This is a genomic window from Halovenus salina, from assembly GCF_026410925.1.
In the GTDB taxonomy this organism is placed as follows: domain Archaea; phylum Halobacteriota; class Halobacteria; order Halobacteriales; family Haloarculaceae; genus Halovenus; species Halovenus salina.
Window position 1 is genome coordinate 80,868 of record NZ_CP112972.1, and the last position, 14,482, is coordinate 95,349.

The window sequence follows — 14,482 nt, forward strand, 5'->3', positions numbered from 1 at the left end:
ATACGAATAGTTGACTGGCCGACTCTTAAGCCAGACGGTTGGCGATGTGGGATAACGTGGGACCCCTCAACACGCCCGGAAGACACGTCTGAGCCGTTGTTTTTTCACCGATATCTGACAGGAGCACGGATTAAAAGGGAATCTTGAAAAGCACGCCGTGTACACCACTACAGTAACAATGGTACTCGACCAATTAGCATTCGGGCTGTTCGCGCTGGTGACTCTTGCCAGCAGCCTGGGTGTCGTTCTGGTCCGTGACGTGTGGCACGCGGCGCTGTTGCTCGGTGTCGCGTTGTCGAGCGTGGCGATCCACTACGTGCTGTTACAGGCCGAGTTCATCGCTGTGATGCAGGTTCTGGTCTACATCGGCGGTGTGCTCATTCTCATCGCCTTCGGCGTCATGGTCACCCAGGACGATACCGAAGAGACTGGAGAGGTGACGGCATGACGACCGGCCCACGCCTCATCGAGCTGGACCGGAGTCTCCTCCCGGGGCTCATCGCTGTCGTGCTCTTTGGCATCATGTCCGCGGTGTTCCTGACCGCAGATGGGACGGCGCTATTCGAGTGGGCGTTCGATGACCCTGATGGCTTCCCCGATACGAGTATCGTCGGCGCAATCGGCTACGCGCTCATCGGGGCAGCCGAACAGGGTGTCGAGGCGACCGAGGACTTCCTCGTCGCACTCGTGCTCATCGCCGTCTTGCTCGACGCGGCACTGGATGGTGCCCTCATGCTCGCTAAACGGGACGACAGAGGTGAGAGCCGGTGACTGCTCCTCTGGAGTGGTATCTGGTTCTCTCGGCTGGCGTCTTCTGTGCCGGCCTGTTCGGGGTTCTCGTCCGGCAGTCGGCGCTTCATTTTGTGATGGCCGTCGAGCTGATGCTCAACGCCGCGAATATCAATCTCGTCGCCTTCTCGCTCGAACACGGCAACCTGACGGGGCAGGTGTTCGCGCTCTTTGGCATCGCGCTTGCCGCCGCCGAGGTCGCTATCGGTATCGGCATCATCCTCGTGTTGAACCGCAACTTCGGCGATATTGACGTTACAGAGGCAGTCACGATGAGGTGGTAACAGATGGTAGATGTGTTCAACGTTGTCGAGGCTATCGCACTGGTTCCGCTCGTATCGTTTCTCCTGGTTCTCGCGCTCGGGGACCGGATGCCAAAGAAAGGGGCACTCTCGGGAATCGCCGCGACTGGCTTCTCGCTCGGTATCTCTCTTCTGGTCGTCCTCGACCTCGCGACCGGCGGCGAGGTCTACCACGAGGAGCTGTTCACCTTCGTCGCCGGCGACGGCGCGGGCGTCGAACTCTCTTTTGGCCTGCTCGTTGACCCGCTGGCGGCCCTGATGTTGACTATCGTCTCGCTTATCTCGTTTCTAGTGCATATCTTCTCGCTCGGCTATATGAACGACGAGGGCGAAACCGGGCTGCGCCGGTACTACGCGAGTCTCAGCCTCTTTACGTTCTCGATGCTCGCCTTCGTCTACAGCGACAACCTCCTGATGGCCTTCATGTTCTTCGAGCTTGTGGGGCTGTGTTCGTATCTCCTCATCGGCTTCTGGTTTCGGGAAGACGGCCCGCCGAGCGCGGCCAAGAAGGCATTTCTCGTGACTCGGTTCGGGGATTACTTCTTCCTCGTCGGCGTCGTCGCCATCTTCGCCACCTTCGGCACGACGGCCTTCGCCGGTGAGAGTTCGTTCATCGTCGAGGCCACCCACGTGCTCGAACCCGACGCCACCGGGGAGATGAACACCTTCCTCGGGCTGGGTGAGCAGGCCTGGATTACCGTCGTCGGTCTGCTGGTACTCGGCGGGGTCATGGGTAAATCCGCGCAGTTCCCGCTCCACACCTGGCTTCCCGACGCGATGGAAGGCCCGACGCCGGTCTCTGCCCTGATTCACGCCGCAACGATGGTCGCCGCGGGTGTCTATCTCGTCATGCGAATCTACGGGTTCTATGCACTTTCGCCGACCGCACTCGGCATTATCGCGCTTGTGGGTGGGTTCACCGCCTTCTTCGCGGCGACAATGGCCCTGGTCAAACAGGAGCTCAAGCAGGTCCTCGCGTACTCGACAGTCTCACAGTACGGCTACATGATGCTCGCACTGGGTGGCGGCGGTTACGTGGGCGCGGTGTTCCACCTCACGACTCACGCCATCTTCAAGGCGCTCCTGTTCCTCGGGGCCGGCGCAGTCATCATCGCCATGCACCACAACGAGAACATGTGGGACATGGGCGGTCTGCGCTCGCGGATGCCGGTCACCTACTGGACGTTCCTGTTTGGGTCGCTCGCGCTCGCGGGCATCTTCCCGTTCGCAGGCTTCTGGTCCAAAGACGAGGTCCTCTTCGAGACGCTCGAACACGCCCTCTCGGGCGAGCCGCTACTCTTGATCGGCTACGCCTTCGGGCTGCTGGCCGTCGTCATGACCGCGCTCTACACCTTCCGGATGGTCTATCTCACCTTCCACGGCGAGCCCCGGACTGACACCGCCGAATCGCCCGAGCCGATTGGCTGGAACATGAAGTTCCCGCTGGTCGTCCTCGGTGGACTCTCAGTCGTCACGGGTGTCCTCAACATGGGCGTCCTCAAGGAGTTCGTCGGCTCAGAGAACCTCTTCTTGAAGCGGTGGCTCGAAGGGAAGACACTCGACGGCGAACTCGGGGAACTCTCCGCAGAGGAGTACCACCACATCCTCGAAAGCGACTTCGCCGCGGGCTACGACGTGACCGAACTCTCGCCGCTCGGTCCCGGAGCACTTGCGCTTGTTCTCGGACTGGTCGGCATCGGGGCCGCCGTCGTCCTCTATCGCGCCCCCGAGCCGACGCCTCACATGACGAAACTCGGTCGTATTCGCACGCTACTCATGAACAACTACTATCTCGACGAGTTCCAGGTCTGGCTGGCAACTGGGCTGACTGCACCGCTCGCCCGCGTGGCGAACAAGTTCGACCAGAGCGGCATCGACGGCGTCGTCAACGGTGCTGGCAGCGTGAGCATGTTCTCGGGCAGTCAGTTCCGGAAAATACAGACCGGCATCGTGACGAACTACGCTGCCCTGCTGTCGCTCGGACTCGTGTTGTTGCTTCTCGTGTTCGGGTTCCTCGGGGGGTGGTTCTAGATGATAATCGAGACACTGCTTGCGTTCACGCTCGCGAGTTCGCTGCTGGTGTTCGGTGTCCCCGACCGGTACGCAGGCAAGCTCGCAACTGGGCTGAGCCTGGTCCCGCTGCTGGGGAGTCTCTGGATGTGGACCGAGTTCTCGAGCGAGGGGAACGCCCTGCTTGCCGACGGCAACGTCGCCTTCGACCGCGCTGTCGACTGGTTCACCTTCACGTTCGACACCTACGCGTGGACGCTGCAGTGGAATGTCGGCGTCGACGGCGTGAGTCTTCCGCTTCTGGTGCTCGCGACGGTGCTTACTACGCTCGCGCTGATTTCGTCGTGGACGCCAATCGACGGCCGTCAATCCCAGTTTTATGGCCTCATGCTGTTGATGGAGACGGCCCTCATCGGCGTGTTCACGACGCTGGATTTCCTGCTGTGGTTCGTCTTCTGGGAGGCTGTCCTGATTCCGATGTACTTCCTCATCGCGGTCTGGGGCGGTCCCCGTCGGAAGTACGCCGCAATCAAGTTCCTGCTGTACACGAACCTCGCCTCGCTCGTGATGTTCGTCGGGATGTTCGCGCTCATCTTCGGCCTCGGTGATGCAATTTCGACGCTCGGATTCGCCGAGATTGCACAGGCACTCCGTGCCGGTGAGTTGGGTAGCTTCGCCGGGATGGAACCCGACACGCTGCGGCTGTTCGCGTTCGTCCTGCTGTTCCTCGGGTTCGCGGTCAAGGTTCCGGTGGTCCCGTTCCACACCTGGCTGCCCGACGCCCACGTTCAGGCCCCGACGCCGGTGTCGGTGATGCTGGCCGGGGTCTTGCTGAAGATGGGGACCTACGCGCTCCTGCGGTTCAACTTCACAATGCTTCCCGACGTGGCACGGGCAAACGCCGAACTCATCGCCGCTATCGGTGTGCTCAGTGTGATCTACGGAGCCATGCTCGCGCTCGCACAGCAAGACCTCAAGCGTATCGTCGCCTACTCCTCGATTTCCTCGATGGGGTATGTCATCCTTGGACTCGTCGCCTTCTCCCCACACGGCATGGGCGGCGCGACATTCCAGATGGTCAGTCACGGCCTCATTTCGGGGCTGATGTTCATGGCTGTCGGCGTCATCTACAACGCGACCCACACCCGGATGGTCGGTGACATGTCGGGACTGGCCGACCGGATGCCGTACGCGGTCGGCATCTTTGTGGTCGGTGCCTTCGGCTACATGGGACTGCCGCTAATGAGTGGATTCGCCGCAGAGGTGCTGATATTCATCGGTGCCTTCGAGTCGACTGTCATTGGCGGTGCGCCGCTGTTTACCGCGGCCGCGATGTTCGGTATCGTCATCGTTGCGGGCTACCTGCTGTGGGCGATGCAGCGGACCCTCTTTGGCGAGTTCAGCGTCGAAACCGACTACGATATCGGCCGTGCGCCGCTGCACGACCTCGCGCCGATGTTCGTCCTCATCGCGCTAATAATCGCGCTGGGCGTCCAGCCAGATATCATCTACGAGGCGATACAGAACGCCGTCAACCCACTGAACGATCCGCTTGCGCTCGTCGCCGACCTGGGAGGTGAGCTCCGATGACGGACCTCGGTACGCTCCCCGACTGGGCAGCACTCGGGCCGGCACTCGCGCTTGGATTCACCGCGCTGGCGCTGTTTGTCGCCGACATGGTCTACCCCGACGAACCCCAACGTGAGCTGTTCGCGGGTATCTCGCTTACCGGCGGGCTCACCGGACTCGGCCTCAGCGTCTGGTATCTGCTTGCCGACACCGGCCAGGCCGAAAGCGGCGGCGCAATCCAGCTGTTCGAGGGAACGCTGGTCGTCGACGGGATGTCGCTGTTTTTCGCGACTATCGTCACCAGCGTTGTCGTGCTCGTCACACTCGCGAGCTACGACTACCTCGTCGACCACCCACACCAGGCCGAAATCTACTCGCTGACGCTGCTGGCGGCCACGGGGATGGTGATGGTCGGGATGTCGAATAGCTTCGTCACCGCCTTCATCGCCATCGAGCTCTCGTCGCTGCCCTCGTACGCGCTCGTGGCCTCGCTCAAGGAGAACCGGGGAAGCATCGAGGGCGGCCTGAAGTACTTCCTCGTCGGCGCGCTCTCCTCTGCAATCCTGGCCTACGGTATCTCGCTGGTCTACGTCTCGACGGGCGCACTCCAGTTCGACGCCGTCACCGAGGCGCTCGCCGATGGAACCGGCGGAGTGCTCGGGCTCGGAATCATGATGATTCTGGCCGGCTTCGGGTTCAAGATTGCTGCCGTGCCGTTCCACTTCTGGGCACCCGACGCATACGAGGGAGCGCCGGGGCCGGTGTCGGCGTTCATCTCTTCGGCATCGAAGGCCGCCGGCTTCGTCGTCCTCTTCCGCGTGTTCGTCGATGTCTTCCCCTACGAGGTCGTCGAAGGGACCGTCGACTGGGTGATGGCCTTCCAGGTCCTCGCTATCGTCACGATGACCGTCGCCAACTTCGCCGCGCTCAGACAGGAGAAGGTCAAACGCATGCTCGCGTACTCCTCGGTTGGTCACGCGGGCTACGTGCTCATCGCGGTGGCTGCACTCACCGGCGAGGCCAGCGGGGCCTTCGTCCTCGGGTCGGGGATGGTCCACCTCATGGTGTACGCGTTCATGAACACCGGGGCCTTCCTCTTCATCGCGCTGGCAGAACACTGGGGTATCGGCCGCCGCATCGAGGACTTCAACGGCCTCGCGACACAGGCACCCTTCGCCTGTGGCGCGATGACGCTGTTCCTGTTCTCGCTTGCGGGCCTGCCAGTCGGCGGCGGCTTCTTCTCGAAGCTGTACCTCCTGATTGCGTCGGTCAGGGCCGAGGTTGCGCTGCTGGCGATAGCCCTCGTGCTCAACAGCGTCGTCTCGCTGTTTTACTACACGCGCGTCATCAAGGCCATGTGGGTCGAAGAGCCGAGCGACGACCTCGAAATCGAGAGCCAGCCAGTCGGACTGTACGCCGCGCTCGCGCTGGCAGCGCTGGTCACCGTCCTGTTGCTGCCCGGCTTCGGTATCGTCGTCGAGTTCGCCAACACCGCGGCCGAACTCGTCACAACCTAAAACCGAGTCACATACTGGGGATACTATTCACATGTAACGTACCGACCTCATCAATTCTGACCCACCATTTCGGCCCGCCGTCCCCCATGTAGATTTTCTCAACCGAATCAGTGTAGGAGTCGGTTTGTTGACCGTCGAGAGTCGCTCGAATCGTGTAGTTTCCCGGTTCGTTCACAACATCCTCAAGACGGTGATTAACGACGCCGCCGGAGGCGGATTCCAGAGAATCATTTGCCGAGTATATCACTGTCGAGTCCTGGACTATTTGAACAGTCACGTTGTGACTCTCGTGGTGCGAGTTTCGGACATCAATGTCCGGGGGCTTCTTCTCCAGCCAGCAGTAGGTCGGCTTGGGGTCTCCCTTTGTCGTGTCGCGGTGACACGGCCCATCGGACGCGTTGATACGTTCGGCGATGGAGGGTTGCGGTTCACCGCCGGGATATCCAAAGAGGAACATAAACATCAAGAGTCCCAGAATGAGGAGGGCTTTTTTCGGCATATTCACAACTTTCACGCTCGCATAAAACATCTTTCCGGCGAGTATAACTCGTTGGACAACTAATCGTTCGGCCGGAATAGCTGATTTCGGATGATTCCTCCGTGCCAGACTGGCGGACCAACGCCGCGGTTCAAAACTGCCAAGTACCGACGCCGAATTGCTCAGGGTATGAAGGCGACTGCGAGAGCCCACCCAATCGAGGGGCTCGTCAAGTACCACGGGATGCGCGACGAGGAACTCCGACTCCCGTATCACGACTCTATCAGCCTCTGTACCGCCCCGAGCAATACGACGACTACTGTCGAGTTCGACTCCTCCCTCACTGAGGATTACTACGTCATCGACGGCGAGGAGATCGACGGCCGCGCGGCCGAGCGCGTCCGCCACGTCGTCGACCACGTCCGCGAGTTGGCCGATACCGACGACCGCGTTCGGTTCGAGTCCGAGAACTCGTTCCCGACGAACGTCGGCTTTGGCTCCTCTGCCTCCGGGTTCGCAGCGGCGGCGACGGCGCTCGCAGACGCTGCAGGACTCGACCTGACGCTGCCCGAAATCTCCACTATCGCCCGGCGTGGCTCCTGCTCGGCGGCGCGCGCTGTTACCGGCGGCTTCTCGCACCTTCGCGCAGGGATGAACGACGCGGACTGTCGCTCGGAGACGGTCTCCTCGCCTGAGGCCTTCGAGGAGGACCTGCGGGTCATCGGCGCGCTCGTCCCGTCCTACAAGGAGACAGAACACGCCCACGAGGAGGCCGCCGCGAGTCACATGTTCGAGGCGCGGATGGCCCACATCCACGGTCAGATTGCGGAGATGCGTGACGCACTCGGGGATGGAAACTTCCATCGAACGTTCGAGCTCGCCGAGCACGACACCCTCTCGCTGACCGCAACGACGATGACTGGCCCATCCGGCTGGATCTACTGGCAGCCCGAGACCATCGAGGTGTTCAATACGGTCAGGCGGCTCCGGACCGAGGAGGAGATTCCGGTCTACTTTTCGGCCGACACCGGCGCGAGCGTCTACGTCAACACGACCGCGGAGTACGTCGACCGTGTCGAGGATGCTATCGGTGACTGTGGCGTCGAGACCCGTCGCTGGCGTATCGGCGGCCCGGCACGGGTGCTTCCGGCAGAGGACGCACTCTTCTGAGCCGGGGGACTTAATCGGCCGGGCGCACAACAGTGGTCCATGACGACGGTGACGCTTATTGGAACGCGACTCGCCGAGGAGGGGGTCGAGTTCGTCTACAACGGGGAGTCAGCGGCTTGTGAGGGGTGTCCGTATCGGAGTCAGTGTCTCAACCTGACCGAGGGACGCAAGTACCGCGTCACCGGCATTCGGGAAAACGCGAGCACGCTCGACTGTGCGGTCCACGATGCAGGAGTCACCGCGGTCGAGGTCGAACCGACGCCGGTTCGAGCCAACGTTGCCACGAGCAGCGCCTACTCCGGCAGCAGAGCGGCACTCGAAGGCCCCTGTCCCCACACCAGCTGCCCGAGCCACGAGTACTGCGAGCCAGCTGGCGCTTCCTTCGACGAGGAGTACCGTATCGACGAGGTCGTCGGCGACCCGCCACACGACTACTGCGTACTCGACCGTGACCTTTCACTCGTCGAGTTCGAGGCTCCTGAGGACAGCTAGCCCGTCGTACTACCCTCTGGCTCACCCCCGTACTCGTAGGCTTCGAGCGTCGAGCGGCGCACGGAGTCAAGGACGGATTCGTTCGTGGCCTCAAGAACCACCGGCGGCGCGACATCGTCATCGAAGGCCTCTATCCAGCGGCCGAGACAGAGACACCAGCGGTCGCCAGGTTCGAGGCCAGGGAAATCGAGCGCCGGGCGCGGTGTCATCAGGTCGTTGCCCTTCGCTTTACTGTACTCCAGGAAGTCAGCGGTCACCACCGCACAGACCTCGTGCCTGCCAGGGTCTGTGTCGACGTGTCGACAACAGCCGTCTCGCTTGTAGCCCGTTATCGGGTCGGTGCTACAGGGCTCTAGCTCCGTGCCGAGAACGTTCGTCTCCTCGCTCATAGCCATCGTAGGAAGCGGTCGCTGATAATCGCTGTGGGTGTCGGACACATGATTCAAGTCCGTGTCTGTCGTATCCAGTTGTATGAGTCCGATAACACCCCCAAACGAACGCAAGTGTCTCCGGTGTGGCCGTCTCGAAGTGTGGGACGACGACAACACGGTGTGGGTCGCAGCGACTGTCGACGGGGAACCACAGCGCGGCACGCGTCACTGCGTCCACGAGTGGAACGTGACAGGAACGTACAACCCGATCACGCCACAGTGACAGCTCCTGTCTCGAACGGTTTGCGGAGTCAGACACACCCAAGGTGGTTGTCGAGTAGGCCCGAGCGGAACCACTGCCCTATCACAGCACAGGGTACGGAATCGGCTCCGGATCGAGGATGCCAGCGGTCGCAAGCAGGCCAAGCAGCAGCGTGGTTACGACGATAGCGACGGCGGGCGGGTCGACGTGGGTATCCCCGTGAGCGTAGAAGAGACGCTGGGCACCTTCGCCGAGTAGGCCACTGATGATACCGAATACGCCTGCGGCCAGGAGGCCAACTGTGGGGTCGAACTCGCTTGCTGTTGCCAGTGCGGCAATGCCGGCGGGAAGCGCCATGTGGTGTGTGACGGGAAAGGAGTACTGGCCGAGGGCGAGGAAGGCAAGACTGAAAAGCGAGATACCGAGGGCGAGGAAGGCGCTATCGCTTATCAGCGCGATGTAGCCGGAGACAAGCCCGACAGCCAGTCCCAACACGGCGACGTTCTGGGGCTCGTAGTGGTCCGGCAGCCACACCTCGACGACGCTGCGGCCCTCTGTTCCCTGTTCGGTCTCGTAGGGCTCCTCGCCCCAGCGCTCGTCGCGGACGTGTGGGCTCATATCGAGTATCGAGCGACTCATCCCGCGGACCCGTCCGACCAGTGGGTAGCCCAGCGCGAGTCGGTGGACGAACGCAGATAGAACCACAGCGAGGAAGATCGGGTCGACAGGGAGTTCGAGCCCCACGGCGAGGCGGGCCACGAGGACGCCGAGGACGCCGAATGCACCGCCGACAAGAAGTGTCGCCGGCTCTGACCCCAGCGGCTTCGAGATATTTTTCGCCTGGTGGTACCGGAACGTCGTATCGAAGGTCTGCTGTCGCCCGAGGAAGGCTGCGGCCGCTGTTCCACCGGCGAAGGCGACGTGTGGTCCCAACACCGGCCCGAACCCGATAGCACCGCCGAGGCCGAGCACATCCACCGCTGCCGGATCCACTCCGAAGACGCCTGCAATCGCCTCGCCCTCCAGGTTCCCAAGCGTTCCGGTCACTTCGCCGACAAGGATAGCGAGACCGGCGAGGCTCAGTGCAGGCAACGCACCGATTGCCGCGCCGACCATCCCGCCGGCAAACCCCGCAATCAGAATCTCGATAGTCAGCTCTGAAACGACCATCGTCACCTCCAGCGGACGCCGCCTCGGATGCGGTCGTCCCTCGATTCACTCTCGACGCCGGTCAACTCCCGTCGCATACTCAGCTATCAGTGCGTCCACCGGGATGATAGTAGTTTGTGTCTCGGCTCCGGGACGCACCGGTGTTCTCCTGGTCCTAGCGCCTCGCACCCGTCAGGCATCGTAGCCAAAGTCCTCCGTGTAGTAATCGAGCACGAGGACAGCACCGAGCCCGGCGACGAGCGCGCCAGCGAGCACGACGACACGCGGGGCCGTCCATCCGTCTGTTGTCTCCATCATTCGGAACGCGGGGTAGCGAAGTGCGCCGAGCATCAGACTCACAAGGAAGGCAAGCGTCGCCATCCGGTATCGCTCCAGTGCGGCCCGGACGGCAAATGCAATCGTGAACAGGCCGACGAGCGCACCGCTCATGAACACGACGACAGTCAGCGCAGCCTCGAGGAATGCGTCTGGCGAACTGCCCCCGATTACCGCGATGAACTCATCGATGAAGTCGTTGAGCGTCGTCGTCATATAGTCGTACTGCCCTAACAGGAGCAGGATGAACGCGCCGGAGATGCCCGGGAGCACCATCCCGGAGATCGCGAGCAATCCCGCGCCGAAGATAACTGGTAAACTGTGGGGAAATGTGCCGGTCGCGGTCTCGCCGGCGACCAGAAAGGCGAGACTGAATCCGGCCAGTGCCGCACCCGCAGGACCGGAGTGGCGTACCCAGTCACGCTCGAACAGCGCAACCGCCGACGCACCGATGAGCCCAAAGAAGAAGGCAAACGTCGGCCCTGGCGTCGTCGAGAGCGCGAACTGGACGAGGCGGGCGAGGATGGCAACAGCCGTCACCATCCCCATCCCGACGGCGACCAGGAATGGAACGTCCATCCGTCTGAGCTCGGCGACGACCTCCCGGCGGCCACGCTCGTGACGCAACGACGGCAGCAGCAGCACCACCGACGGGTCGAGCGATGTCACCGCTCGGATGAGGCGCTCGTAGATGCCCGTAATGAAGGCGATTGTCCCGCCAGAGACACCGGGGACGGCGTCTGCGGCACCCATCGCCAATCCCTTACAGTAGACGACCGCGAGACTGACAAGTGCCGGCCGTCGCTCTCCGCTTTCGACGGTTTCAGCTGACTGCACGGCTACGTTCTCGCCGCTGGCTCGGCCGGTCCAGCCGTCAGCCCTGCCGACGGGGTTATCTGCTGGGTCTCGTTACCGCTGCCGCCGTTGGAGTCGCTGGATTCGCCGTCTGTGTCTCCGCTGTCGCCTTCACCGTCGCTGGATTCGTTGCCGTCGTCCTGTGGCGGAATGACCTCCTCCTCTTCGAGAGTGACCGTCACCGGGTCGGTATCCTCGCCGATGACCTGTGCCTCAGAGACGTTCGCAGTTGCCTGCTCGCGGACGAATGCGCCGTCGTCGGTCTGTTCGAGCTGGCCCGCAGTGATCTGGTACGGACTTACTGCCCTGACGGAGGTGTTGGTGTACCCCTCTTCAACGCCGTACTCGTCGTAGCCGGTCGTTGCGTACGGAACGGTGAGCTCGAAGTTACCCTCGTCGTCGGTGGCAACCTGCCGGCGGTAGGTAAACTGCTGGCCGTTCTCCGGCTGGAGGTTGGCAGAGACGTCGATGATTTCGTTTGCTGGTCCCGTTCCCTGAATCGTCGCGCCTGGCACGCGCTCGAACGTCTTCGTGAACGCGGGCGTCGTGGGATACATCATGTTGATCGCCCTGCGCGAGGCTTGCTGTCGGAGCTGCTCGTCGCTCGTTTCGCCGTCGTCGAGGCTCTGGATGAGTGACTGCCCGAAGCCGGTGTTTCTGAAGTTCTGGCGGAACGAGAGCTGCATCGCCAGGTTGACGCCGTAGTTTAACATCTGGCGGTCCTCCTGTGTCTGTGCGATTGCTGTTGTGTCGCTCATGTGAACGAGCCGGAAGTGTTCGAGTCCGGGCACGCGTTCACTGGGCATCGCACCGATACCACCGACCTGCGCCGAGGTGGTGTTCTGGACGTAGTTGCGTGCCTGCTCGACTGTATCGAACACCTGGGTGCTCCCGCCGGACTGTGCCTCGATGTAGGAGCGCCCTTCTAGATCCTCCTGCTGGAACTCCTGTTCCTGACCGTTCCACTCGACGACGACCGGCTCTGGACTCTTTGCACTGCCGTGGTAGTGATAGAGCCGCGAGACCATCGAGTTGAAGTACGGCTGTTTCTGAATCCGCGCCAGCGGCTGAAGCTGGCCGCGTTCACCGACGTTCATCAGCTGTGTGGTGAAGTCCATCTGCTCGAAGTCGGGGTGGAACTGCGGCGGCGCGAAGAACTTACCGCGGACCGGACGTGCGGTCTCGGTTTCGACCATCCGCCAGTCGATCATGACATACCGGGTCTGGGCGTTCTCGCCGTCACTCATCTCCGAGAGCACGTCGAGCCCCCGGTCCTCGTTCTGTGCGAGCAGGAACCGTGCGGCGGTGTCGGTTCCCTCTTGGAACGGGTTCGCCGTCGGAATACGCTCGCCGCGTTCGGTTATCCAGTGGCCGTAGTCCCACCAGGACAGGACCCCGTACGACCCGTCCGGATACTGGTAGTCATCGGTCTGGTCGAAACCGCCAAACAGCTCCATCGGGTCGTTATCCGGGGCGCCGAACTGACCCGGCTGTGGCGTGTTCTCGTTCATAAACTGGAGACCGTCATCCCAGGCGACGATATCGCCGGGATAGCTACGGTCCGACGCGAATCCGGTCGCGGTCGTGTCCGCGCTGATAATCGGAACACCGAGGAACGGCGCAAAGATGACAAGTACCAGGACCACAACAGTGAGAACTTGGTAGGTTTCGAACTCGAAGTCGCTGGCCGAACTACCGGTGAACTGGAAGATGAATCCGACTAGAACGGCATTGAGCCCACCGACGACGATTGTCATGTAGTACGCGAAGCGAAGCTGGGTGAGGGTAGCGAACAGCATCATCAGACTCCAGAGGACGATGAACAGCTGCTCGCTGCTCGGCCGGTTGCTGAGGGCCTGTCGGACGAGGACGATTGCGCCGCCGAGGCCACCGGTGAACAGGGCGAGCTGATACCTTCTTCTGAGGCCGCTGAACTCCATCGGCTGGGCCTCGCCGATGGTGCCAGCAGCGGTTCCGGGGCTCGTGATGAAGCCGAAAATGCGGTCAACCTGGCTGACGAAGAAATCGAACAGCTCTGGCACCAGAAGTGACGACGCGAGGCCACCGAAGACGAGCAAGCCGAGGACCGTCACCGGGTAGTAGTAGCGGGCGAGATTCTGTCTGTCGAACTGTCTGGACAACACGGCGAGGAAGGCCACACCGCCGGCGACGACGAACGCCAGCCCTGGCTGTAACAGCGACCGACTAGTCACACCAGTCAGCTCCAGTGTCCGGGTGGTGCTCATAATGAGCAGTCCCGCAGTTATCGTACTAATCACGCCGACGAAGGCGACGTGCTCCGGGCTCTGGCCCCGGAGATGGTCCAAACTCATCTGAATCGTAAAGAAGATAGCCAGAATACCGAACAGCCACACTGCGGGCGGCCACGTCCAGACGTACATTGCCATCGCGAGACCCGCGAGCATCGAGTAGCCCACAGTCTTTCGCATCGCATCGAGTTCGCGCGCCCGGACGAGTTCGAAGACCGGTTTCTCCTGTTCGCTCGCCGAAAGGGCGACCATGATACCGAGGGTGCTGAGCGACATCATCAACACCTCCCAGCCGTGGTGGTCGAAGGTCCCCGCAACGGTCACTGCGAGCAGACGGTCGGGCATGAACGCGACCATACCGACGACGACCAGTCCCCCGATTCGACCGCCAAGACGACGGCCAATGACGTAGCCGGGGAGACAGACAAGCGCCGCCAGGAACGGCGGCGTAATCAGTGCCACGTGATTTATCAGGTCCGTGCTCGGGCTCCCGAAGCCAACAATTAGCGCGACGAGCGCGACGACCTGGTCGAACATCGTCCCGAACTGTTGGGTTGCTGACCCGTACGGGAAATACGTCCAGGGGTCGAACGACATCGTCGATGGGAAGTTGTTCGCCGCGTACTCGGTCATCCGAAGGTGATACAAGGGGTCGTTCCCGGAAAGGTAGACCGTCCCGTCGACAATGAAGTTGGCGTAGTTCCGCAACCGATTCCACAAAACGAACCCGACGAGAAGGAGCAGGACGGGCAGGTGGTAGTACTCCTCCAGCCACGCTGCCAACGCCTTGGATTCCGACTCCTCGGAAAGCTGTTCCCGCCAGTTGCTCATTACAAGATGAGAACAGAACGGGGGGGATAAGCTTTATGTAATACAGCCATGCGTATACGGGATTTGGTCCCCCAGCTCTAC

General features: G+C 61.9%; 14 protein-coding genes. 9 read left to right on the forward strand and 5 right to left on the reverse strand.

The window, feature by feature from the left end:
- The first annotated feature begins 178 nt into the window (after positions 1-178).
- The 6 genes from OSC37_RS00435 to OSC37_RS00460 are packed head-to-tail and all read left to right on the forward strand — an operon-like array spanning position 179 to position 6,187.
- The gene (locus OSC37_RS00435) at positions 179-448 is read left to right on the forward strand and encodes an NADH-quinone oxidoreductase subunit J (RefSeq protein WP_267162635.1); all 270 of its coding nucleotides are present in this window, start codon (positions 179-181) and stop codon (positions 446-448) included.
- Entirely contained in the window at positions 445-771 is a 327-nt protein-coding gene (locus OSC37_RS00440) for a hypothetical protein (protein WP_267162636.1), read from the forward strand. The genes OSC37_RS00435 and OSC37_RS00440 overlap by 4 nt, the downstream gene beginning before the upstream one ends.
- A complete protein-coding gene (gene nuoK, locus OSC37_RS00445; protein WP_267162637.1) occupies positions 768-1,073 on the forward strand; it encodes an NADH-quinone oxidoreductase subunit NuoK in 306 nt (101 codons plus the stop codon). The genes OSC37_RS00440 and nuoK overlap by 4 nt, the downstream gene beginning before the upstream one ends.
- Positions 1,074-1,076: 3 nt before the next feature.
- Complete coding sequence (gene nuoL / locus OSC37_RS00450) at positions 1,077-3,122, forward strand: NADH-quinone oxidoreductase subunit L (RefSeq protein ID WP_267162638.1); 2,046 nt, start codon at positions 1,077-1,079, stop codon at positions 3,120-3,122.
- Positions 3,123-4,691 (forward strand): complex I subunit 4 family protein, encoded by a 1,569-nt coding sequence (locus tag OSC37_RS00455; protein WP_267162639.1) that lies wholly within the window; start codon positions 3,123-3,125, stop codon positions 4,689-4,691.
- Positions 4,688-6,187 carry an NADH-quinone oxidoreductase subunit N gene (locus tag OSC37_RS00460; protein WP_267162640.1) on the forward strand — a complete coding sequence of 500 codons (1,500 nt, stop codon included), beginning with the start codon at positions 4,688-4,690 and terminating at the stop codon, positions 6,185-6,187. The genes OSC37_RS00455 and OSC37_RS00460 overlap by 4 nt, the downstream gene beginning before the upstream one ends.
- Positions 6,188-6,194: 7 nt before the next feature.
- Here the strand turns inward: OSC37_RS00460 and OSC37_RS00465 are convergent, their stop codons facing one another.
- Positions 6,195-6,686 (reverse strand): hypothetical protein, encoded by a 492-nt coding sequence (locus OSC37_RS00465; protein WP_267162641.1) that lies wholly within the window; start codon positions 6,684-6,686, stop codon positions 6,195-6,197.
- A 168-nt stretch (positions 6,687-6,854) separates the two neighbouring features.
- Here OSC37_RS00465 and mvaD point away from each other — a divergent pair, with 168 nt between their 5' ends.
- Positions 6,855-7,835 (forward strand): phosphomevalonate decarboxylase MvaD, encoded by a 981-nt coding sequence (mvaD, locus tag OSC37_RS00470; protein WP_267162642.1) that lies wholly within the window; start codon positions 6,855-6,857, stop codon positions 7,833-7,835.
- Between the two features lie 39 nt (positions 7,836-7,874).
- Positions 7,875-8,327, forward strand: a complete 453-nt coding sequence (locus tag OSC37_RS00475) for a UPF0179 family protein (protein WP_267162643.1) — start codon at positions 7,875-7,877, stop codon at positions 8,325-8,327.
- Here OSC37_RS00475 and OSC37_RS00480 read toward each other — a convergent pair.
- Positions 8,324-8,716, reverse strand: coding sequence for a DUF2237 family protein (locus tag OSC37_RS00480; protein ID WP_267162644.1), 393 nt, complete (start codon positions 8,714-8,716; stop codon positions 8,324-8,326). The genes OSC37_RS00475 and OSC37_RS00480 overlap by 4 nt on opposite strands.
- Positions 8,717-8,798: 82 nt before the next feature.
- On the opposite strand from OSC37_RS00480, the gene OSC37_RS00485 reads away from it, so the two are divergent.
- Entirely contained in the window at positions 8,799-8,981 is a 183-nt protein-coding gene (locus OSC37_RS00485; protein WP_267162645.1) for an HEWD family protein, read from the forward strand.
- Between the two features lie 81 nt (positions 8,982-9,062).
- On the opposite strand, the gene OSC37_RS00490 is transcribed toward OSC37_RS00485, so the two are convergent.
- From OSC37_RS00490 to OSC37_RS00500, 3 genes are all read right to left on the reverse strand, one after another.
- On the reverse strand, positions 9,063-10,130 hold the full coding sequence (locus OSC37_RS00490; protein ID WP_267162646.1) for a DUF7973 family transport facilitator: 1,068 nt from the start codon (positions 10,128-10,130) through the stop codon (positions 9,063-9,065).
- Positions 10,131-10,301: 171 nt separating this feature from the next.
- Entirely contained in the window at positions 10,302-11,282 is a 981-nt protein-coding gene (locus tag OSC37_RS00495) for a DUF368 domain-containing protein (RefSeq protein ID WP_267162647.1), read from the reverse strand.
- A gap of 2 nt (positions 11,283-11,284) precedes the next feature.
- Complete coding sequence (locus OSC37_RS00500; RefSeq protein WP_267162648.1) at positions 11,285-14,401, reverse strand: oligosaccharyl transferase, archaeosortase A system-associated; 3,117 nt, start codon at positions 14,399-14,401, stop codon at positions 11,285-11,287.
- Between the last annotated feature and the right edge of the window lie 81 nt (positions 14,402-14,482).